The 20,300-nt window shown below is 61.4% G+C and carries 17 protein-coding genes; all 17 read left to right on the top strand.

All coding sequences use genetic code 11. The annotated features are described in order from the left end of the window. Nucleotides 1-35 precede the first annotated feature (35 nt). The 17 genes from HMPREF1546_RS17865 to HMPREF1546_RS17785 all read left to right on the top strand — a co-directional run bounded on the left by HMPREF1546_RS17865 (nt 36) and on the right by HMPREF1546_RS17785 (nt 20,245). Nucleotides 36-722, top strand: a complete 687-nt coding sequence (locus HMPREF1546_RS17865; protein WP_021751245.1) for a metallophosphoesterase — start codon at nt 36-38, stop codon at nt 720-722. 90 nt (nt 723-812) lie between these two features. After that, nucleotides 813-2,273 carry a trigger factor gene (gene tig / locus HMPREF1546_RS17860; RefSeq protein ID WP_036631291.1) on the top strand — a complete coding sequence of 487 codons (1,461 nt, stop codon included), beginning with the start codon at nt 813-815 and terminating at the stop codon, nt 2,271-2,273. A 266-nt stretch (nt 2,274-2,539) separates the two neighbouring features. Then, on the top strand, nt 2,540-3,124 hold the full coding sequence (locus tag HMPREF1546_RS17855) for an ATP-dependent Clp protease proteolytic subunit (protein WP_021751242.1): 585 nt from the start codon (nt 2,540-2,542) through the stop codon (nt 3,122-3,124). Between the two features lie 29 nt (nt 3,125-3,153). After that, entirely contained in the window at nt 3,154-4,476 is a 1,323-nt protein-coding gene (gene clpX, locus HMPREF1546_RS17850) for an ATP-dependent Clp protease ATP-binding subunit ClpX (protein WP_021751241.1), read from the top strand. 70 nt (nt 4,477-4,546) lie between these two features. Further along, on the top strand, nt 4,547-6,970 hold the full coding sequence (lon, locus tag HMPREF1546_RS17845) for an endopeptidase La (protein WP_021751240.1): 2,424 nt from the start codon (nt 4,547-4,549) through the stop codon (nt 6,968-6,970). A gap of 12 nt (nt 6,971-6,982) precedes the next feature. After that, the gene (yihA, locus tag HMPREF1546_RS17840; protein WP_021751239.1) at nt 6,983-7,579 is read left to right on the top strand and encodes a ribosome biogenesis GTP-binding protein YihA/YsxC; all 597 of its coding nucleotides are present in this window, start codon (nt 6,983-6,985) and stop codon (nt 7,577-7,579) included. A 149-nt stretch (nt 7,580-7,728) separates the two neighbouring features. Then, complete coding sequence (gene pyrH, locus HMPREF1546_RS17835) at nt 7,729-8,445, top strand: UMP kinase (RefSeq protein WP_021751238.1); 717 nt, start codon at nt 7,729-7,731, stop codon at nt 8,443-8,445. Nucleotides 8,446-8,505: 60 nt separating this feature from the next. Beyond that, nucleotides 8,506-9,063 carry a ribosome recycling factor gene (gene frr, locus HMPREF1546_RS17830; protein WP_021751237.1) on the top strand — a complete coding sequence of 186 codons (558 nt, stop codon included), beginning with the start codon at nt 8,506-8,508 and terminating at the stop codon, nt 9,061-9,063. 433 nt (nt 9,064-9,496) lie between these two features. Next, a complete protein-coding gene (locus HMPREF1546_RS17825; protein ID WP_021751235.1) occupies nt 9,497-9,784 on the top strand; it encodes a 50S ribosomal protein L37 in 288 nt (95 codons plus the stop codon). Nucleotides 9,785-9,827: 43 nt separating this feature from the next. Beyond that, complete coding sequence (locus tag HMPREF1546_RS17820; protein ID WP_021751234.1) at nt 9,828-10,142, top strand: hypothetical protein; 315 nt, start codon at nt 9,828-9,830, stop codon at nt 10,140-10,142. 415 nt (nt 10,143-10,557) lie between these two features. Further along, the gene (gene uppS, locus HMPREF1546_RS17815) at nt 10,558-11,304 is read left to right on the top strand and encodes a polyprenyl diphosphate synthase (RefSeq protein WP_036631289.1); all 747 of its coding nucleotides are present in this window, start codon (nt 10,558-10,560) and stop codon (nt 11,302-11,304) included. Nucleotides 11,305-11,337: 33 nt separating this feature from the next. Next, the gene (locus HMPREF1546_RS17810) at nt 11,338-12,222 is read left to right on the top strand and encodes a phosphatidate cytidylyltransferase (RefSeq protein WP_021751231.1); all 885 of its coding nucleotides are present in this window, start codon (nt 11,338-11,340) and stop codon (nt 12,220-12,222) included. A gap of 57 nt (nt 12,223-12,279) precedes the next feature. Then, entirely contained in the window at nt 12,280-13,425 is a 1,146-nt protein-coding gene (locus tag HMPREF1546_RS17805) for a 1-deoxy-D-xylulose-5-phosphate reductoisomerase (RefSeq protein WP_021751230.1), read from the top strand. A gap of 27 nt (nt 13,426-13,452) precedes the next feature. Further along, entirely contained in the window at nt 13,453-14,523 is a 1,071-nt protein-coding gene (locus tag HMPREF1546_RS17800) for an RIP metalloprotease (RefSeq protein WP_021751229.1), read from the top strand. Nucleotides 14,524-14,532: 9 nt separating this feature from the next. Then, entirely contained in the window at nt 14,533-15,051 is a 519-nt protein-coding gene (locus tag HMPREF1546_RS17795; RefSeq protein WP_021751228.1) for a GNAT family N-acetyltransferase, read from the top strand. Beyond that, nucleotides 15,048-16,088 carry a flavodoxin-dependent (E)-4-hydroxy-3-methylbut-2-enyl-diphosphate synthase gene (gene ispG / locus HMPREF1546_RS17790; RefSeq protein ID WP_021751227.1) on the top strand — a complete coding sequence of 347 codons (1,041 nt, stop codon included), beginning with the start codon at nt 15,048-15,050 and terminating at the stop codon, nt 16,086-16,088. The genes HMPREF1546_RS17795 and ispG overlap by 4 nt, the downstream gene beginning before the upstream one ends. 146 nt (nt 16,089-16,234) lie before the next feature. Continuing rightward, nucleotides 16,235-20,245 carry a PolC-type DNA polymerase III gene (locus HMPREF1546_RS17785; RefSeq protein ID WP_021751226.1) on the top strand — a complete coding sequence of 1,337 codons (4,011 nt, stop codon included), beginning with the start codon at nt 16,235-16,237 and terminating at the stop codon, nt 20,243-20,245. Nucleotides 20,246-20,300 lie beyond the last annotated feature (55 nt).

The following is a 20,300-nucleotide window of genomic DNA, read 5'->3' as shown; positions in this document are numbered from 1 at the left end:
CGCCTCACGGGACACAGAGAAAGGAGGGGTGCCGCATGGCCCTCTACGCCATCGGGGACCTGCACCTCTCCCTGACAGCGGACAAGCCTATGGAGGTGTTCGGCCCCGCCTGGGAGAATTACACGGAGCGCATCGGCGATGCTTTGAGCCGGCTGACCGCCGGCGATGTGCTGGTCCTGGCGGGGGACACCTCCTGGGGCATCGACCTGAATGAGGCGGAGGCGGACTTCCGCTTTCTGGACCAGTTCCCCTGCAAAAAGTATCTGGTGAAGGGGAACCACGACTACTGGTGGTCCACGGTGTCCAAAATGAAGAACTTCTTCACGGAGAAGGGCCTTACCACCCTGGACTTTCTCCATAACAACTGCACCCTGTATGGAGACTACGCCCTGTGCGGGACCCGGGGATGGTTCTTTGAGGAGGACCAGAAGCCCCACAACGCCAAGGTCCTCAACCGGGAGGTGGGAAGACTGGAGACTTCCCTGAAGGCGGCGGAGGGACGGTCCATCTTCTGCTTCCTTCACTATCCGCCGCTGTATCAGGGCTACGAGTGCCCGGAGATCCTGCGGCTGCTCTCGGCCTACCCCGTGAAGCGGTGCTGCTACGGCCACCTCCACGGCTACGCCATCAAACGGCGGCTGGAGGGCGGGCGGAATGGGACGGACTTCTCCCTGATCTCCGCCGACTATCTGGGATTTGTTCCAAAAAAAATTTGTGAATAACGGAAAAAAGTATAGCATTTTCAGGTTTTGTATGGTAAAATACCATTTCGCACCGGCTTATGACCGGCGATGAACGGAGGAATAAACAAGATGAGTGTGAAAAGCTGCGAAAAGATCGAAAAGAGCCAGGTCGTTCTGACCATCGAGGTCGGTGCACCGGAGTTTGAAGCTGCCATCGAAAAGGCATATCAGAAGATGCGCAAGAAGATCAACGTGCCGGGCTTCCGCCCTGGCAAGGCCCCCCGGAAGATCATCGAGGGGATGTACGGCGCAGAGGTGTTTTTCGAAGAGGCAATCAATATCGCGTTCCCCGAGGCCTATGAGGCTGCCGTGAAGGAGCAGGAGCTCCAGGTGGTGGGCTATCCCTCTGTGGAGATCGAGGGCCAGGTGACCCGCGACGGCTTCACCTTCAAGGCCACCGCCCCTGTGTATCCCGAAGTGACCCTGGGCCAGTACAAGGGACTGTCCGCCCCCAAGGAGGAGGTCAAGGTCTCCGCTGCGGATGTGGACGAGCGCCTGAAGGCTCTGACCGACCGCAACACCCGTCTGGTGAGCGTGGACCGGGAGGCCAAGGAGGGCGACACGGTTGTCATCGACTTCGAGGGCTTCCTGGAGGGCAAGCCTTTTGAGGGCGGCAAGGGCGAGAATTTCAGCCTGGAGCTGGGTTCCCACACCTTTGTGCCCGGCTTTGAGGAGCAGCTTGTCGGCGTGAAGGCCGGCGATGAGAAGGACCTGGACATCACCTTCCCGGAGGACTATCACAAGGACCTGGCCGGCAAGGCAGTGGTGTTCAAGGTGAAGGTCCATGAGGTGAAGGAGAAGGAGATCCCCGCCCTGGACGATGAGTTCGCCAAGGACGTCAGCGAGTTCGACACTCTGAAGGACCTGAAGGCTGATCTGAAGAAGAAGATCACCGCCGAGCGGGAGGAGACCGTGAAGCGCGCCTTTGAGGACGCCCTGATGGAGCAGGTGGCTGAGAACATCACCGCCGATGTGCCCGACGCCATGGTGGAGGCCCAGTCCCGCCAGTTCCTGGACAACTTCAAGATGCAGCTGGCCCAGCAGGGTCTCCAGTACGACCAGTACATGAAGGCCACCGGCATGGATGAGGCCCAGCTGCTGGCCGACGCCAAGGAGCCCGCTCTCAAGCAGGTCCGCATGGATCTGGCCATGGCCGCCATCATCAAGGAGGAGAACATCGACGCCACCGATGAAGAGGTGGAGGCCGAGTTCCAGCGGATGGCCGACCAGTACGGCATGGATCTGGAGACCGTGAAGAAGTATCTCCAGGCTGAGCAGGTAAAGGACCAGCTGAAGAGCCAGAAGGCCATCGCCGTGGTGGTGGACAGCGCCACCGCCGTGAAGGCGGAGAAGAAGCCCGCCAAGAAGACTGCCAAGAAGGCAGAGGACGCCGAGGGTGAGGAGGCCACTGAGGAAAAGCCTGCCAAGAAGACCACCCGCAAGAAGGCGGACGAGGACGGCGAGGAGAAGAAGCCTGCCAAGAAGGCTGCGGCAAAAAAAGAAGAGGAGACGCCTGCTGAATCCAAATAATTCCGGGTATACTAGGAATTGACGGCCCCGGCGGAGCGGTGTGTTTTTCCGCCGGCGGAAGGCGCTCTACATCGATTTGACAGATTCCCGCATGGCGTCTATATTAAGATAGGCGTGTGCGTTGGCAGAGGCGCGGCGGCCCGCAGGTGGGCCGGGCGCTTTTGCCTTACCTGCCCCACCGGGGCGGGGAAGACGCATCGGGTTTGGGAGGAACAGATCTGTCATCTGTGCCGGTCCCCGGTGCGGAAATCAAGGAGGTTTTACCAATGAGCTTAGTCCCTTATGTAGTCGAGCAGACCAATCGCGGCGAACGGTCCTATGATATCTTCTCCCGTCTGCTGAACGACCGGATCGTCTTTCTGGGGGAAGAGGTCAACGCCACCACCGCCAGCCTTGTGGTTGCCCAGCTGCTGTATCTGGAGGCCCAAGACCCCGACAAGGACATCCAGCTGTATATCAACAGCCCCGGCGGCTCCGTCACTGACGGCATGGCCATCTACGACACCATGCAGTACGTGAAGTGCGACGTATCCACCATCTGCATCGGCATGGCCGCCAGCATGGGCGCGTTTCTGCTGTCCTCCGGCGCCAAGGGCAAGCGCATTGCTCTGCCCAACGCGGAGATCATGATCCATCAGCCCTCCGCCGGTACCAAGGGCAAGGTGACAGACATGGAGATCGACGTGGAGCACTTCCTGCGGATCAAGAAGAACTTGAATGAGATCCTGGCGAACAACACCGGCAAGACGGCAGAGGAGATCAAGGCGGCCTCGGAGCGGGACCACTGGATGACAGCCCAGGAGGCTTTGGACTTCGGCCTCATCGACAAGATCATCACCAGCAAGAAATAAGCACCAAATTCCAAAACTGAGGTAATACCATGAGTGACGAGAGCAAGAAGGGCCTGCGGTGCTCCTTCTGCGGCAAGCATGAGAGCCAGGTCCACCGGATGATCCAGGGACCCGGTGTGCGCATCTGTGATGAGTGCGTCCAGCTGTGCATGAGCATTTTGAACGATGGGTTTGAGGACACCTCTTCCAGCGCACTGGAGGACCTGCCTGATCAGCTGCCCACGCCCCGCGAGATCAAGGACGTGCTGGACCAGTACGTCATCGGCCAGGACGAGGCCAAGGTGGCCCTGTCCGTGGCGGTGTACAACCACTACAAACGGATCTACTTCGGCGGGGACGAGGATGTGGAGCTGCAGAAGAGCAACATCCTGCTGCTGGGGCCCACCGGTTCCGGCAAGACGCTGTTCGCCCAGACACTGGCCCGGATTCTGAAGGTGCCCTTCGCCATTGCGGACGCCACCACCTTGACGGAGGCCGGCTATGTGGGCGACGATGTGGAGAACATCCTGCTGCGACTGCTCCAGGCCGCGGACTTCGACGTGGAGCGGGCGGAGCACGGCATCATCTATGTGGATGAGATCGACAAGATCGCCCGGAAGAGCGAGAACACCTCCATCACCCGGGACGTATCCGGCGAGGGTGTCCAACAGGCTCTGCTGAAGATCGTGGAGGGGACCGTTGCCAACGTGCCGCCCCAGGGAGGCCGGAAGCATCCCCACCAGGAGTTCATCCAGGTGAACACGAAGAATATTCTCTTCATCTGCGGCGGTGCCTTCGACGGGCTGGAGAAGATCATCGAGCGGCGGCTGGACCAGAAGTCCATCGGCTTCGGCGCCAACGTCCAGGGAAAGAAGGACAAGGACATCAGCAAGATCCTGCACGAGGTCCAGCCCCACGACCTGCTGAAATTCGGCATCATCCCGGAGTTGGTGGGCCGCCTGCCGGTGATCGCGTCTTTGAATGCGTTGAAGCGGGAGGATCTGGTCCGCATCCTGACGGAGCCCAAGAACGCCCTGGTGAAGCAGTACAAGAAGCTGATGGAGTACGACGAGGTGGAGCTGGAGTTCCAGCCGGAGGCCCTGGAGGCCATCGCCGACAAGGCCATCGAGCGGAACATCGGCGCCCGGGGCCTGCGGGCCGTCATGGAGGGTATCCTGACTTCCATGATGTACGACATCCCCTCCGACCCCACTGTGGTGAAAGCAGTCATCACAAAGGACTGTGTGGAGGGCAGGAGCGGTCCCGAGCTGACCCACGACCCCAAGAAGATCAACTATTCTGTGAAATTGAACACCGGCAAGGGAGAGGGCAGGCCGGCTTCCGGCTCCTCGACCCCCGCGTCGGCGTCTTAATGAAGAGAGGGAGGGACGCTGCCGCGCCCCTCTCTCCTGTTTTACCATCCCCTCAGAAAGGAACAAGCACATGGAACTGACCACTTGGAATCTGCCCGTTCTGGCCCTCCGGGGCCTGACGGTGTTTCCACACATGACACTGACCTTTGACGTGGAGCGGCCGATCTCCATCGCGGCCCTGGAGCGGGCCATGGAGGCCGATCAGGACATCTTCCTGGTGACCCAGCGGGAGATCGGGGTGAACGCGCCGGAGGAAAAGGACCTGTACACCATTGGCACGGTCTCCCACATCACGCAGATCCTGCGGCTGGGCCAGTCCTCTGTCCGGGTGATGGTGGAGGGGCGGCAGCGGGCCCACCTGCGCCGCCTGTGGCAGACGGAGCCCTTCCTCCAGGCCAATGTGGAGGCCATCCCGGAGGAGCCGTCCTCTGAGGCCATGCGGAAGAGCCCCCGGACGGAGGCCCTGCTCCGCCAGACCTACGCCCTGTTCGGCGAGTATGCCGAGCAGGCCAGCGGTGTGCCGGAGGAGGTGGTGGCCACGGTGATGGACAGCCGGGACCCCGGCTTCCTGGCGGACTATATTGCCCAGAACATCGCCCTGCGCTACACCGACAAGCAGGAGATCCTGGAGGAATTCTCCCCCTTCGCCCGGCTGCGGAAGCTCAACGGTTTCCTGGTGCGGGAGAACAACGTGCTGGGCTTTGAGCACGAAATGGAGAGCAAGGTCCGGGACCAGCTGGTCCGCACCCAGCGGGACCAGATCCTCCGCACCCAGATCCGGGTCCTCCAGAACGAGCTGGGGGAGACCGATGACGGCGACGAGGACGAGATTGAATCCTACCGCCAGGAGATCCTGGCCCTGGAGCTGCCGGAGGAGACGGAGCAGCACCTGCTGAAGGAAGTGAACAAGCTGGCCAAGCAGCCCTTCGGCTCCGCCGATGGTGCGGTGATCCGCAACTATCTGGACGTGTGTCTGGAGATGCCGTGGAACACCACCACAAAGGAGCGGGTCAGTGTGGACGCCGCCCGCAGGGTGCTGGAAAAGGACCACTTCGGCCTGGAAAAGGTGAAGGAGCGGATTCTGGAGACCATCGCTGTCCGGCAGATGAATCCGGACGCCAAGGGGCAGATCCTCTGCCTGGTGGGCCCGCCCGGCGTAGGCAAGACCTCCATTGCCATCAGCGTGGCCAAGGCGCTGAACCGGAAGCTGGCCCGCCTGAGCCTGGGCGGCGTTCGGGACGAGGCGGACATCCGGGGACATCGGAAGACCTACATAGGCTCCATGCCCGGCCGGATCATCGAGGCCATCAGCCGCAGCGGGTCTATGAATCCCCTTCTGCTGCTGGACGAGATCGACAAGTTGGGCAACGACTACCGGGGCGACCCGGCCTCCGCACTGTTGGAGGTGTTGGACGGCGAGCAGAACAGCACCTTCCGGGACCATTTCCTGGAGATCCCGGTGGACCTGTCCAAGATCATGTTCATCACCACCGCCAACACCACAGACACCATTCCCCGGCCCCTGCTGGACCGGATGGAGGTGATCCAGCTCTCCAGCTACACGGATGAGGAGAAGCTGCAGATCGCCAAGCGCCACTTGTTCCCCAAGCAGCTGGCAGAGCACGGACTGAAGAAGAGCGCTGTCCGCATCAGCGACGACGTGTACCGGGCCGTCATCCGGGACTACACCCGGGAATCCGGTGTGCGCCTGCTGGAGCGGCGGCTGGCTGCCATCTGCCGGAAGGCGGATATGCGCCTGCTGGAGGGCACTGTCAAGCGGATTACCGTGACAGAGGAGGAGCTCCCCAAGTTCCTGGACTGCCAGCCCTATCCCCCTGATCTCCACACGGACCGGGAGGAGATCGGCGTGGTGAACGGCCTGGCCTGGACTGAGGCGGGCGGCGAGATCCTGGAGGTGGAGGTCAACGTCATGGACGGCTCCGGCAAGCTGGAGCTCACCGGCAACCTGGGAGACGTGATGAAGGAGTCTGCTCAAGCGGCTCTCAGCTGCCTGCGGAGCCGGGCGGCGGTGCTGGGGATTCCAGCGGACTTTTACAAGACGAAGGACATCCACGTCCACTTCCCAGAGGGCGCAGTGCCCAAGGACGGCCCCTCCGCCGGCATCGCCGTCACCACTGCCATGCTCTCGGCCCTGACGGACCGGAAGATCAAGGCGGGCATTGCCATGACCGGCGAAGTCACGCTGCGGGGCCGGGTGCTGCCCATCGGCGGATTGAAGGAGAAGACCATGGCCGCCCTCCGCAGCGGCATCACCACGGTGCTGATTCCCAAGGACAACGTCCGGGATCTGGAGGAGATCGACCAGACCGTCCGGGCTGCCCTGCGGTTCGTGCCGGTGGAAACGGTGGACCAGGTGTTCGCCGCCGCTCTGTGCCCAGAGCGGGATCCCATCCGGGAAGAGGTGGCGGACCATGTGGCGGCCTTTGCCCCGGCGGGGCGTGAGAGCGGCCGTGACGCCGCCGTGCGGCAGTAAAGGAGTGTTTGTATGGCTTTGAATTTTGCCAAGGCGGAGTTTGTCCGCTCTGCCGGACGGCGGGAGGATTTCATTCGGGACGGTCTGCCCCAGTTCGCATTTGCAGGCCGGTCCAATGTGGGAAAGAGTTCTGTCATCAACCGGCTGGTGGGACGGAAGAACCTTGCCTATGTGGGCGCCTCCCCCGGCAAGACCACTCAGGTGAACTACTTCCTCATTGACCGCCGGGCCTATCTGGTGGATCTGCCGGGGTACGGCTATGCCAGGGTCTCCCAGGCGGAGAAGGAGCGGTGGGCGAAGCTGATGGAGAGCTACTTCCAGGAGGAGGCGGACCGGATCACCACCGGCGTGCTGATCGTGGACATCCGCCACAAGCCCACGGCCAACGATCTTGTGATGCACGACTGGTTCCGCCAGACGGGCTGTCCGGAGATCGTGGTGGCCAACAAGCTGGATAAGCTGAAAAAGAGCCAGGTGGAGCCGGCCCTTCAACTGGTCCGGGAGACGCTGGAGCTGACGGAGGCGGATATTCTGCTCCCCTTTTCCGCGGAGAAGGGAATGGGGAAAGAGGACCTGATCCGCCTGCTGGTCCAGACCTGCGGGGGATAATGCGGAAAGAGAGGACCACGGTCCTCTCTTCTTCCTGTCCGCAGGACCTGCTTTTTTGGAAAAACTTTGTCTACCCCCTATGCAAAAGCGGAAAAATACGCTAAAATATCAATGATATTTTGTGAGCAGAACAGACGGAGGTTTTCATCATGGCGAAGCCTGTGTATAAACGGGTCCTGCTGAAGATCAGCGGCGAGGCCCTGGCCGGTGACAAGCATACCGGCCTGGATTTTGAGGTGATTGGTCAGGTCTGCGATGTCATCAAGGAGTGTCTGGACATGGGCGTCCAGGTAGGTCTGGTGGTGGGCGGCGGCAACTTCTGGCGCGGTGCGAAAAACAGCGGCGGCGCCATGGAGCGCACCCGGGCCGACCACATGGGAATGCTGGCCACGGTGATGAACTGCCTGGCTGTGGCGGACGTGTGTGAGCAGAAGGGGATTCCCGTCCGGGTGCAGACTGCCATTGAGATGCGGGCTGTGGCGGAGCCCTACATCCGTTCCCGGGCCATTCGGCACCTGGAGAAGGGCCGGGTGGTGATCTTCGGCGCAGGCACCGGCAATCCCTACTTCTCCACGGACACTGCGGCGGTGCTGCGGGCGGCGGAGATCGACGCCGACGTGATTTTGCTGGCCAAGAACGTGGACGGCGTCTACACGGCCGACCCGGTAAAGGACCCCACTGCGGTGAAGTACGACGTCATCACTTATGACGATGTGCTGGCCCAGCACCTGGCGGTGATGGACTCCACCGCCACGTCCCTGTCCATGGACAACCACATTCCGGTGCTGCTGTTTGCCCTGAAGGACCCGCGGAACATCATCCGGGCCCTGTGCGGTGAGAACGTGGGCACCATCGTCAAGGAATGAGAGCACGCATGCGCGACAGCGCCTCCCCATACACTCAACTGTGAAAGGAAGGACCTATTTATGCTGAAGGAAGATTACAAGATTTATGAGGGCAAGATGAAGAAGAGCATCGACTCCGTGGCCGCGGACTTTGCCTCCGTGCGGGCGGGCCGGGCCAATGCCTCCGTGCTGGACCGGATCATGGTGGACTACTACGGCAGCCCCACCCCCATCCAGCAGATTGCGGCCATCTCTTCCCCCGACGCCCGGACACTGCTGATTTCCCCCTGGGACAAGACGGCGGTGAAGAGCATTGAAAAGGCCATCCAGAACTCCGATCTGGGTATCAACCCCCAGAACGACGGCGCCAGCATCCGGCTGAGTTTCCCCCAGCTGACGGAGGAGCGCCGCAAGGAACTGGTGAAGCAGATTCACAAGTACGCGGAGAACGGCAAGGTGGCCATCCGCAACATCCGCCGGGACGCCATGGAGGCGTTCAAGAAGAAGGAGAAAGCCTCCGAGATCACGGAGGACGATCTGAAGCAGGCGGAGAAGGATCTCCAGAAGCTGACGGACGACAGCTGCAAGGAGCTGGATGCGCTGCTGGCCAAAAAGGAAAAGGAACTGATGGCGGTGTAAAAGCCGCCGGGGCCTCCGGCGGGAGCACGGCTGCCCGCCGGGGGCATTGCACATTTTGTAAGGTGCTGTCACCCTTTCAGGGCCTGTGAGGTGACCTGCGGTCACTCGGGGCCGCCGCCCGGCGGCCGGGGGGATTCTGCTCCCGCCGGAGCCGCTTCCACGGGGGGCCGGTAAAAGAGAAAAAACGCTTCAGAACCGTTCCGGTGCAGCGGCTCTCCGCGCTGACAGGCGCCGGTGTATCAGTGCAAGCGCCGATTTGGGCTGCTTTTGGGCACACCATGGCTTTCTGCGATTCCCCGACTGCCGTCCTGTGGCGGATGGTGCAGATCTCATCGGGGTGGTCGTCGTATTGGCGTCCTCCTCTGTTCACTGCTGTTGGACCGGCAGCTGCGGAAGTGGAATCTGGGGGTTATTGACTGAAGGAGAGGGGACTATGAAACTGGAACAGAAATGGTATTCGGCAGCCAGGGGAACACTGTTTGCAGCGGTTTTGCTTTTGTGTCTGGCGGGCGGGATCCGGGGCGGACTGGGGTTGGTATTCCTGGCCATGGGAGTTGCTGCGGCGACCGCCTTTAGGGGGATTGAACTGCGCCATCTCCGCTGTCCCAACTGTGGGCGCTTCATCCTGCCCTGGTTTTCTATGGAGGAGACCCAATACTGCAGCGCCTGCGGCTTCCACTTTCCTTGGAAGTTCGACCGCTGGTGGGAAAAGGGGAACTAAGCAGCCGACACATTTCTCCCGATACAAAAAGGAGGAGGTACAAATGTCGTTTGAAGCAGAAGTGATTCCCCTGTTCATCGGAGGTGTGATCGCGGTCAGCGCGATAGAGTTTTTCCTGGGCTGGCGGAGTCTGCGGCATCGGAAGGATCTCCGGGGGCTGTTTGCCGGGCACGTGGTTGCCATGCTGCTGGGATTTTTCTTCTTGATTCGCAGTCTGTTTGCCAACTGGCTGGGGCTCTCTCTGGGTATTGCCTCCATTTCCAACTCTGCGAATATAGGCCTTTTCGGCCTCTGCTGGGCTGTCAGCGCCCTCTGCGTGGCAGTGATGCTCTCCCGCTTGGCTGTACCAAGACATTAATCATCCCGGTGTGCGGTTCTGGCTATCCAGTAAATACCTGTGTTTCTTGCCACAACGCTCGGCCAGTGCGCAGCAGCTGCGCAGTTTTTGGCGGTTCTGCCGCCTTACAGACGCGGCGTACCGCTTGCGGGTAAAGCGGAACGGGCGGAAAGAGCAGCTGGTCAAATGCGGTTTTGCACCCCCGATTTTCATCGGTCTCCCGTAAATACACAGGCACCGTCTCACACCGGCTCCGCTGTATTTTGCACAGTGGGGAGAGGAGGGGCGCAGTTTTGCCGCAGGCGGAAACTGCGTTTAGCGGACTTTGCGATGACGACAATGGGGGAGAGAATGGGCCAGCCATCATCATGGCTGCATTTCCCGTCCAATGGGACAGATCCCCCCAACAATCCATTTTGAAATGAGAGAATTTATCATGCCAGAGAGTATCAACGGTGCGGTGGACCAGCCCTTGGTCCCGCCCCGCCACATTGCGATCATCATGGACGGCAACGGCCGCTGGGCCACGAAGCGGGGCCTGCCCCGCACCGCTGGCCACAAGGCAGGAGCGGAGACGTTCCGCCGCATCGCTACCTACTGCAAGAACATCGGCGTAAAGTACCTGACGGTGTACGCCTTTTCCACGGAAAACTGGAAGCGGTCAGAGATGGAGGTCTCTGCCATCATGGCCCTGCTGAAGCGGTATCTGCTGGAGGCAGTGGACACCATGGAGAAGGACCACATCCGGCTCCACTTCTTTGGGGACATGACCCCTATCGCCCCGGATCTGCGGGCCCTGGCCCGGGAGACGGACGAGATCACAGAGCACCTGTCCAAGGATGACTTCCAGGCCAACGTGTGCCTGAATTACGGCGGGCGCGACGAGATTCTGCGAGCAGCCCGGCGTTTTGCCACCGACTGCGCCGCCGGGAAGAAGCGGCCGGAGGAGTTGGATGATGCCCTGTTCTCCAGCTATCTGGACTCTGCGGGGATCCCGGACCCGGAGCTCATCATCCGGCCCAGCGGAGAGCAGCGGTTGAGCAACTTCCTGCTGTGGCAGTGTGCCTATTCGGAGTTCTATTACACGGATACCCTGTGGCCGGACTTCGACGAAGCGGAGCTGGACCGGGCCATTGCAGCCTACCAACAGAGAGACCGCCGGTTCGGCGGCATAAAGAAATAAACCTTTACAGAAATTGAGAAAAGGGCTGATCCTATGTTCAAGCGTGTGATGGTGGCCGTAGTGGGCCTGCCGCTCCTGATACTGATCCTGGGCTGGGCCCCGTCCTGGGCCACCATGCTATTGCTGGCGGCCATGTGCGCCATCGGCGCCTGGGAGCTGATGCGCGCGGCGGCGGGAGAGAGGGGCAAGCCCCTGACCCCCCTGACAGTGATCGCCGCGGCGGCGGTGCCGGTGTGCGTGTACGGGGAAATGTCCATTGAGAACACGGAGCTGACTGCCCTGCCGGTGCTACCCTTCGCTGCCCTGTTGGGCGCGGTGTTCATCTTTGCGATCTTTGCCCTGGCTATCCACCGGTATGACGAGGAGCAGGGCATCCCCTTTGCCGCTGTCACCTGCGCTATCTTCGCCGGGCTGGCGTTCCCCTTGATGTTCTCCTGTCTGCTGCGGCTTCGGATGATGCCCGCCATCGGGATGCTGCAGGTGTTTCTGCCCTTGGCCATCTCCTTTGGCAGCGACACCTTCGCGCTCTTTGCCGGAATGCTGTGCGGCAAGCACAAGCTGGCCCCCAAGGTCAGCCCCAAAAAGACTGTGGAGGGAGCCATAGGCGGCCTGCTGGGTGGTGTCATCGGCATGACGGTTTTTAAGCTAGTCGCGGACAGCATGGCACACACCCTGACTGTTTATCCGCCAATCGAGATGGCAGCTGGTTCGCAGATCTCCTGGGGGGCAGTCTTTGCACTGGGTATTATCGGCAGCACCATCAGCCAGATCGGCGACCTGAGTTTCTCCGTCATCAAGCGGGAGTTCGGCGTCAAGGATTATGGCAACCTGCTGCCGGGCCATGGCGGCATCCTGGACCGGTTTGACTCTGTTACCTTCGTGGCGCCCTTCGTGTGGCTGGCCTTACAGCTGCTCTGAACGGGTGATTTGGGAAGATTTAGGATTGTTTTCAGCTGTTTAGAATAGGATAATGCTATGAGCAAGACGATTTCAATTTTAGGTGCCACCGGCTCTATCGGCCGCCAGACATTGGACGTGGCGGAGCAGCTGGGACTGCGTGTGGCCGCCCTTACCGCCCACATGGATGTGGAGCGGCTGGAGGCGCAGGTCCGAAAATTCCGGCCCCGGCTGGCGGTCCTCACCGATGAGGCGGCGGCCCGTGACCTGGCGGTACGCCTGGCCGACATGGACACCAAGGTTTTGGGAGGCCCGGAGGCCCTGCTGGAGGCCGCTGTCTGCCCGGAGGCGGATACGGTCGTCACCGCCGTGGTGGGTATGGTGGGACTGCGTCCCACCCTGGCCGCCATCCGGGAGAGAAAGCGCATAGCCCTGGCCAACAAGGAGACGTTGGTCTGCGCCGGACAGCTGGTGATGGATGCGGCGGATACGCACGGCGCCGAGATCGTGCCTGTGGACTCGGAGCACTCGGCCATCTTCCAGTGCCTTCAGGGCTGCGCCGACCGCCGGGAGATCCGGCGGCTGATCCTGACCTGTTCCGGCGGGCCTTTTTACGGCATGACCTATGAAGAAGTGGGCAAAATGACCAAAGCGGATGCCCTCCGCCACCCCAACTGGACCATGGGACCCAAGATCACCGTAGACTGCGCCACGCTGATGAACAAGGGGCTGGAGGTCATCGAGGCCATGCGCCTCTACCGTCTGCCGCTGGACCAGGTGTCGGTGGTGATCCACCGGCAGAGCATCGTCCACTCCCTGGTGGAGTACCGGGACGGGGCGGTCCTGGCCCAGCTGGGCACACCGGATATGCGCCTGCCCATTCGATATGCCATGACATACCCCGAACGGGTGGAAAGTCCGGCGGAGCCGCTGGACCTGCTGTCCTGCCCGCCCCTGACCTTCGCCCAGCCGGACCGGGATGCATTTCCATGTCTGCAGCTGGCAGAGGCGGCGGCGGCTCAGGGCGGCACCGCCTGCGCTGTTTTGAACGGCGCCAATGAGGAGGCGGTGGGCCTGTTCCTGGCGGGCAGGATCGGCTTCCACGACATTCCCCGCCTGGTGGCGGAGGCCCGGGCAGCTGTGCCGGCGGAGCAGGAACCGGCGCTGGAGGACATTCTGGCGGCGGATCAGGCGGCGCGGCAGGCGGTGCTGGACCGGGCCTGAAGCAAGTTTTTTGACGGGAGTTTTTGCATGACCATTGTGTATATCCTGGCGGCCATTCTGATTTTCGGCGTACTGATCGCCGTCCACGAGCTGGGCCACTTCCTGGCCGCCAAGCTCTGCGGCGTGCGGGTCAACGAGTTTTCCATCGGCATGGGGCCTCTGATCTGGCACAAGGAGACGGAGGAGACCCAGTATTCCCTCCGGTTGCTGCCCATCGGCGGCTTCTGCGCTATGGAGGGGGAGGATGAGGACTCTGGCGACGAGCGGTCTCTGGGCCGTCAGGGCTTCTGGAAAAAGGTGGTGATTTTTGCCGCCGGCTCCTTTATGAATTTCCTGGCGGGGTTCCTCATCATTCTGGCGGTGTATAGCGGTGCCCAGGGATTTCTGATCCCGGCGGCCGCCGGGACCGCGCCGGAGTTTGAGGAGCGGAACGGCCAGACTATCCAGGCCGGAGATATTTTTTATTCCGTCAATGGGGAGCGGGTGTACCTGTACAGCGACGTGTCCCTGCTGATGAGCCTGCACCAGGGCCAGCCCATGGATTTGGTGGTCCTGCGGGACGGCGAGAAGGTGGAGCTGAACGACGTCACATGGGGCACCTACACCGGCACGGAGGGGGAGACCTATCAGGGCTACGGCGTCTATATCGCAAGAGACCAGATTGAGGAGGCCAATCTCTGGACGATCCTGAAGACCAGCTGGCTGAACACCATCGACTTTGTGCGGATCGTGCGGCTGAGCCTGCAGATGCTGGTGACCGGTCAGGCGGGCATGGACGATCTCAGCGGCCCGGTGGGCATCGTCTCCACTATCACCCAGGTGGGCACCGCGTCGGAGACCATTGCCGCCGCGGTGGAGAACATCCTCTACTTCGGCGCCATGCTGGCGGTGAACCTGGCAGTGATGAACATGCTGCCCATCCCGGCTCTGGACGGCGGCAAGATCTTCTTCCTCATCATTGATGAGATCGCCATGAAGCTGTTCCGAAAGAAGATCCCGGAGAAGTATGAGATGGCGGTGAACACCGTGGGCTTTGTGGCCCTGATGGGCTTCATGCTGGTGGTGACATTCAATGATGTGTTCAAACTGTTCGGATAGGAGCGAGTCATGACGGACTTTACCCTGCGGCCCTGGCGGGAGGCAGATGCTGCCTCCATCGCCCGGTACGCGGACAATGCAAAGATCGCCGCCAACCTGCGGGACGTGTTTCCCTGCCCCTATGCCCCACAGGATGCGGCCACGTTTGTGGAGAGCTGCATCCGGCAGGAGGGCCGGGGTCAGATGTGCCGGGCCATTGAGGTGGACGGCGAAGCTGCGGGCAGCATCGGCCTGTTCCTGGGCAGCGATGTATACCGGAGGAGCGCAGAGCTGGGCTACTGGCTGGGAGAGCCCTTCTGGGGCCGCGGGATCATGACCGCCGCTGTGGAAACCATGTGCCGGGAGGGCTTTGCAGCCTGGGACATCGTCCGCATCCACGCTGAGGCATTTGCCAGGAATGCGGCCTCCCGCCGGGTGCTGGAGAAGGCGGGGTTCGCCCTGGAGGGCACTCTGCGGCGGAGCGTGTACAAAAACGGGGAGATGCTGGATTCCTGCATTTACGCCCTGGTGAGGGAGGAAGCGCCATGACAAAGCGTTTGATGGTGGGGGATGTGGCCGTGGGCGGCGGCGCCCCAGTGTCTATTCAATCCATGTGCAATACCAAGACCGACGATGTCCGCGCCACTGTGGAGCAGATCCACGCGCTGGAGGCCGCCGGATGCGAGATCATCCGCATTGCCATTCCGGATCAGGCCGCGGCAGAGGCGGTGGACCGGATCAAGGAACAGATTTCCATCCCCCTGATCGCGGATATCCACTTCAACTACAAGTATGCCTTGGCGTGCGCAGAGCGGGGCATCGACGCCATCCGCATCAATCCCGGCAACATTGGCGGGGAGGAGAAGGTGAAGGCGGTGGCGGACATCTGCCGCCAAAAATCCATCCCCATCCGCATTGGGGTCAACGGCGGATCTCTGGAAAAGGACCTGCGGGCCAAATACGGCGGCGTCACGGCAGAGGCATTGGTGGAGAGCGCCATGGGCCACGTGGCCCTTTTGAACAAGTTCGATTTTGATGACATCTGCATCTCCGTCAAGTGTTCCGATGTGCCCCTGACCATGGCGGCCTACCGGCTGCTCAGCGAGCGGACAGACTACCCTTTGCATCTGGGCGTGACAGAGGCGGGCACCCCTTCCATGGGGCTTGTGAAATCCGCCATGGGAATTGGGGGCCTGCTGTGCCTGGGGATCGGAGATACCATCCGGGTGACGCTGACCGCCGACCCGATCGAGGAGATTTTCGCTGCCAAGAAGATTCTGAAGGCCACCGGACTCCGTAAGGAGGGCGTGAATCTGATCGCCTGCCCCACCTGTGGTCGCACCCGCATCGACCTGATCCCCATGGCGGAAGAGGTGGAGCGGCGCCTCATGAACTGCACGAAGAATATCACCGTAGCGGTGATGGGCTGTGCCGTCAACGGCCCCGGCGAGGCAGCGGCGGCAGATATCGGCATCGCTGGCGGCAAGGGTGAGGGACTGATTTTCCGCAAAGGAGAAATCCTTTACAAAGTACCGCAGGAGCAGCTGGTGGACAAGCTGATGGAGGAAATTGAAAAACTCCCATGAGGAATGAGAAGTTAGGAATTCGGAATTGTTGTGTTCCGCCTCCGGTGGGACGATGCTCATACGTCCGGCGTTGCCGGACGCCGGAATTCCTCATTCCTAATTTCTGATTTCTCAGCATTTGATTCCTGTTTAACAAGGTGGCGTCTATGTCAAGAGATATACCCTTTTTTGAAATGTTTACTGAGCTGCAGCTCTCCGGAGAGCTGCGGCTTCGTTTGGCCGGCGCAGTGGTGAACGGCGCTTGCATCGACCAGGCCGGCATGTCGCTGGCGCTGCGCCTCACCACCAGGGCGGAGCTGGGAGATGCGGAGCTGGAGGAGCTGAAGCATCTGCTGATGGGCGTATACGGCTTCCGACAGGTGACGACGGAAGTCACCTGCAAGGCTCCTTCTTCCCAGGCCGCAGCCGCAGGGAGCCGCCCGGCTGCTTCGGTCCCGGCGGCCCCCTCCGGCAGTAAGGGCGAGAAGCAGGCCGCAGGCAAGGTCCTGATGGGCAAGCCCATTCGCATCCAGCCGGTGCCCATGAAGATCCTGGACCTGAAGATGGGGAATGCCACCGTGGCGGGGAAGGTGTTCGCCTTCGAGTGCCGGGAGACCCGGCGGCCCGGTATGTGGCGGCTGAGCTTCGACATGACGGACTATACCAACTCCGTCACCGTTCAGAAGAACCTGACGGAGAAGGAGGCTCAGGGACTGGAGAGCGCCATCAAGCCCGGCATGTGGCTGTGCGTCCAGGGCAAGATGGAGCCCACCTGGGACGGGAAGGACATCCAGCTGAACCCCTACCACATCCAGCTGGCGGAGCACACTGAGCGGCAGGATACCGCCCCGGAGAAGCGTGTGGAGCTGCACCTCCACACGAAGATGAGCAATATGGATGCCCTGACGGACACGAAAGAGGTGGTCCAACAGGCCATCCGGTGGGGACATCCCGCCATCGCCATCACGGACCACGGCGTGGCCCAGTCCTTCCCGGACGCTTGGCACGCCGCTGGGGACAAGATCAAGATCCTCTATGGCGTGGAGGGCTACTTTGTCAACAACATCGATGACCGGGTGGTGGTCCACGGCCCTCAGGACTGCTCCCTGGACGGGGAGTTCGTGTGCTTCGACATCGAGACCACGGGCCTCAAGGTGGACCGGGAGGCCATTACGGAGATCGGCGCCGTGGTGCTGAAAAACGGTGAGATTACGGATCGGTTCCAGACCTTCGTCAACCCCAACCGGCGGCTGACGCCGGAGATCATCGGCCTTACGGGAATCACCGATGATATGCTGAAGGACGCCCCTCAACTGAAGGAGGCCCTGGCGGAATTTTTGAAGTTCGTGGACGGCCGCCCCCTGGCGGCCCACAACGCAGAGTTTGACATCGGCTTCATCCGGGCAGGCTGCCGGAAGGTGGGGCTGGACTTCCAGCCCACCTATGTGGACTCCCTGATTCTGGCACAGAACCTGCTGCCGGATCTGGGTAAGTACAAGCTGGACATCGTGGCGGACCGGCTGGAGCTGCCCAACTTCAACCACCACCGGGCCAGCGACGACGCCGCCACCGTGGGCTATATGCTGATCCCCTTCTGGAAGATGCTCCACGAGCGGGGCATCCACACCCTCCAGGCGGTAAACCGCGAGATGGAGAAGCTGCGGCCCCTGGGCAGCAAGACCAACCGCTTCCCCAAGCACATCATTCTGATCGCCCGGAACAAGGTGGGGCTGAAAAACCTGTACCAGATGATCTCCGCCTCCAATCTGAAGTATTTCAAGCGGGTGCCCACCATCCCCAAGAGTCTGCTGCTGGAGCACCGGGAGGGCATCATTGTGGGTTCCGCCTGTGAGGCGGGCGAGCTGTTCCGGGCCGTGGCGGACCACAAGGACTGGGAAGAGCTGAAACGCATCGCCTCTTTCTACGACTATCTGGAGATCCAGCCCCTGTGCAACAACGCCTTCATGTTGCGAAACGGCGACGTCCAGTCAGAGGAGGAGCTGCGGGAGTTTAACCGCACCATCGTCCGGCTGGGAGAGGAGCTGGGCAAGCCTGTCTGCGCCACCGGCGACGTCCACTTCCGGGAGCCGGAGGACGAGGTGTACCGCCACATCCTGCTGGCCTCCAAGAAGTTCCCGGACGCCAACGCCCCGCTGCCCATCTACTTCAAGACCACCGATGAGATGCTGGAGGAGTTCGCTTACCTGGGGAAGGAGAAGGCCTATGAGGTGGTGGTGACCAATACCCAGGCCATCGCCGACCAGGTGGAGACTTTCCCCTTGCTGCCGGAGGAGCTGTTCCCGCCCCGGCTGGAGAACTCCGAGGAGGAGCTGAATTCCCTGGTGTGGAACAAGGTCCATGAGCTGTACGGCGAGGACCCGCCCAAGCTGATTGTGGACCGGCTGAACGTGGAGCTGGGCGGAATTCTGGGTAAGTACGACGTGGTGTACATGTCCGCCCAGAAGCTGGTGCAGCGGTCCCTGGAAAACGGCTACCTGGTGGGCTCCCGGGGCTCCGTAGGCTCGTCCCTGGTGGCCTATATGTCCGGGATCACAGAGGTGAACAGCCTTCCGCCCCACTACCGCTGCCCGAATTGCAAGCATGCGGAGTTCATTCAGGACGGCTCCTACGGCTGCGGCGCGGACATGCCGGACAAGATCTGTCCGGTGTGCGGCACAGAATACATCAAAGACGGCTTCGACATCCCCTTTGAAACCTTCCTGGGCTTCGGCGGCGGCAAGGTGCCGGATATCGACCTGAACTTCTCCGGTGAGTATCAGGCCAGGGCCCACCGCCACGCCATCGAGATGTTCGGAGAGACCCAGGTGTTCCGGGCCGGTACCATCGGTACACTGGCGGAGAAGACCGCTTACGGCTTCGTGAAAAAATACCTGGAGGAGAACGGCATGACTGTGGGCCGGGCAGAGGAGAATCGCCTGACCCTGGGCTGCGTGGGCACCCGCCGGACCACCGGTCAGCACCCCGGCGGCCTGGTGGTCGTTCCCGACGATATGGACATGGAGGACTTCTGCCCGGTCCAGCACCCGGCGGACGCCGACGACTCCGACACCATCACCACTCATTTTGAATACCACTCTATGGAGGCAAACCTCCTGAAGCTGGATATGCTGGGACACGATGATCCCACCATGGTCCGCATGATGGAGGATCTGACCGGCGTCAACGCCCGCCAGATTCCCCTGGATGACCCGGACACCATGTCCATCTTCACCTCCAGCAAAGTGCTGGGATACGAGAACGACGAGATTCTGGGCCCCACTGGCGCCGTGGCGATCCCGGAGTTCAACACCCGATTCACCCGGCAGATGCTGGTGGACACCCAGCCCAAGGACTTCAACACGTTGGTACGGCTCTCCGGCTTCTCCCACGGGACAGACGTGTGGCTGGGCAACGCCCGGGAGCTGATCGTCAGCGGCACCGCCTCCGTTCTGGAGACGGTGGGCTGCCGGGACGATATCATGCTGTACCTGATCTCCAAGGGCCTGGACCCCAAGATGAGCTTCAAGATCATGGAGAAGGTCCGCAAGGGCAAGGTGAAGAAGGGCGGCTTTGACGAGGGCTGGGTGGAGGCCATGCGGGACCACGACGTGCCGGAGTGGTACATCGACTCCCTGGCCAAGATCGGCTACCTGTTCCCCAAGGCCCACGCGGTGGCCTACGTGATGATGGCCTTCCGCATCGCCTGGTTCAAGGTCCATGAGCCCCTGGCATTCTATGCAACCTTTTTCTCCGTCCGGGCCAAGGCCTTTGATGCGGAGTACTGCTGTGCCGGAAAGGATGCGGTGAAGCGGAAGATCCGGGAGATCGAGAACAACAAGGACGCCACGGCGGTGGAGCAGAACCTGCTGACCACCCTGGAGGTGTGCTATGAGTTCTACCTGCGGGGCTTCCACTTCGACACCATCAACATTTATGAGTCCGATGCCACCAAGTTCAAAGTGACGGAGAACGGTCTGCTGCCGCCCTTCACAACGGTCCACGGCCTGGGAGAGGCGGCGGCCATCGACACGGTGGAGAAACGGAATGGGAAGGAGTTCGTCTCCGTTGAGGAGTTCGCCATGTGCTGCAACAAGCTGTCCAAGACCCATATTGAGCAGCTGAAGGCGCTGGGAGCCTTCGCCGGGATGGCGGAGACCAGCCAGATGACGCTGTTTTGATCCCCGTGGGAGCGATTTCCCCACGGCACCGCGATAGCAGAAGAAAAGGGAGGAC

It is taken from the genome of Oscillibacter sp. KLE 1745, from assembly GCF_000469445.2.
Lineage (GTDB): Bacteria > Bacillota > Clostridia > Oscillospirales > Oscillospiraceae > Oscillibacter > Oscillibacter welbionis.
The sequence above is the reverse complement of the archived record's forward strand: the minus strand, read 5'-3'. Positions and strand labels throughout refer to the sequence as shown.

Excerpts from the sequence above, each read along its gene's own strand:
- HMPREF1546_RS17800 (WP_021751229.1), top strand. The coding sequence starts at position 13,453 with ATGACCATTGTGTATATCCTGGCGGCCATTCTGATTTTCGGCGTACTG.
- tig (WP_036631291.1), top strand. The coding sequence starts at position 813 with ATGAGTGTGAAAAGCTGCGAAAAGATCGAAAAGAGCCAGGTCGTTCTG.
- HMPREF1546_RS17810 (WP_021751231.1), top strand. The coding sequence starts at position 11,338 with ATGTTCAAGCGTGTGATGGTGGCCGTAGTGGGCCTGCCGCTCCTGATA.
- frr (WP_021751237.1), top strand. The coding sequence starts at position 8,506 with ATGCTGAAGGAAGATTACAAGATTTATGAGGGCAAGATGAAGAAGAGC.
- HMPREF1546_RS17795 (WP_021751228.1), top strand. The coding sequence starts at position 14,533 with ATGACGGACTTTACCCTGCGGCCCTGGCGGGAGGCAGATGCTGCCTCC.
- uppS (WP_036631289.1), top strand. The coding sequence starts at position 10,558 with ATGCCAGAGAGTATCAACGGTGCGGTGGACCAGCCCTTGGTCCCGCCC.
- lon (WP_021751240.1), top strand. The coding sequence starts at position 4,547 with ATGGAACTGACCACTTGGAATCTGCCCGTTCTGGCCCTCCGGGGCCTG.
- ispG (WP_021751227.1), top strand. The coding sequence starts at position 15,048 with ATGACAAAGCGTTTGATGGTGGGGGATGTGGCCGTGGGCGGCGGCGCC.
- clpX (WP_021751241.1), top strand. The coding sequence starts at position 3,154 with ATGAGTGACGAGAGCAAGAAGGGCCTGCGGTGCTCCTTCTGCGGCAAG.
- pyrH (WP_021751238.1), top strand. The coding sequence starts at position 7,729 with ATGGCGAAGCCTGTGTATAAACGGGTCCTGCTGAAGATCAGCGGCGAG.
- yihA (WP_021751239.1), top strand. The coding sequence starts at position 6,983 with ATGGCTTTGAATTTTGCCAAGGCGGAGTTTGTCCGCTCTGCCGGACGG.
- HMPREF1546_RS17855 (WP_021751242.1), top strand. The coding sequence starts at position 2,540 with ATGAGCTTAGTCCCTTATGTAGTCGAGCAGACCAATCGCGGCGAACGG.
- HMPREF1546_RS17825 (WP_021751235.1), top strand. The coding sequence starts at position 9,497 with ATGAAACTGGAACAGAAATGGTATTCGGCAGCCAGGGGAACACTGTTT.
- HMPREF1546_RS17785 (WP_021751226.1), top strand. The coding sequence starts at position 16,235 with ATGTCAAGAGATATACCCTTTTTTGAAATGTTTACTGAGCTGCAGCTC.
- HMPREF1546_RS17805 (WP_021751230.1), top strand. The coding sequence starts at position 12,280 with ATGAGCAAGACGATTTCAATTTTAGGTGCCACCGGCTCTATCGGCCGC.
- HMPREF1546_RS17865 (WP_021751245.1), top strand. The coding sequence starts at position 36 with ATGGCCCTCTACGCCATCGGGGACCTGCACCTCTCCCTGACAGCGGAC.
- HMPREF1546_RS17820 (WP_021751234.1), top strand. The coding sequence starts at position 9,828 with ATGTCGTTTGAAGCAGAAGTGATTCCCCTGTTCATCGGAGGTGTGATC.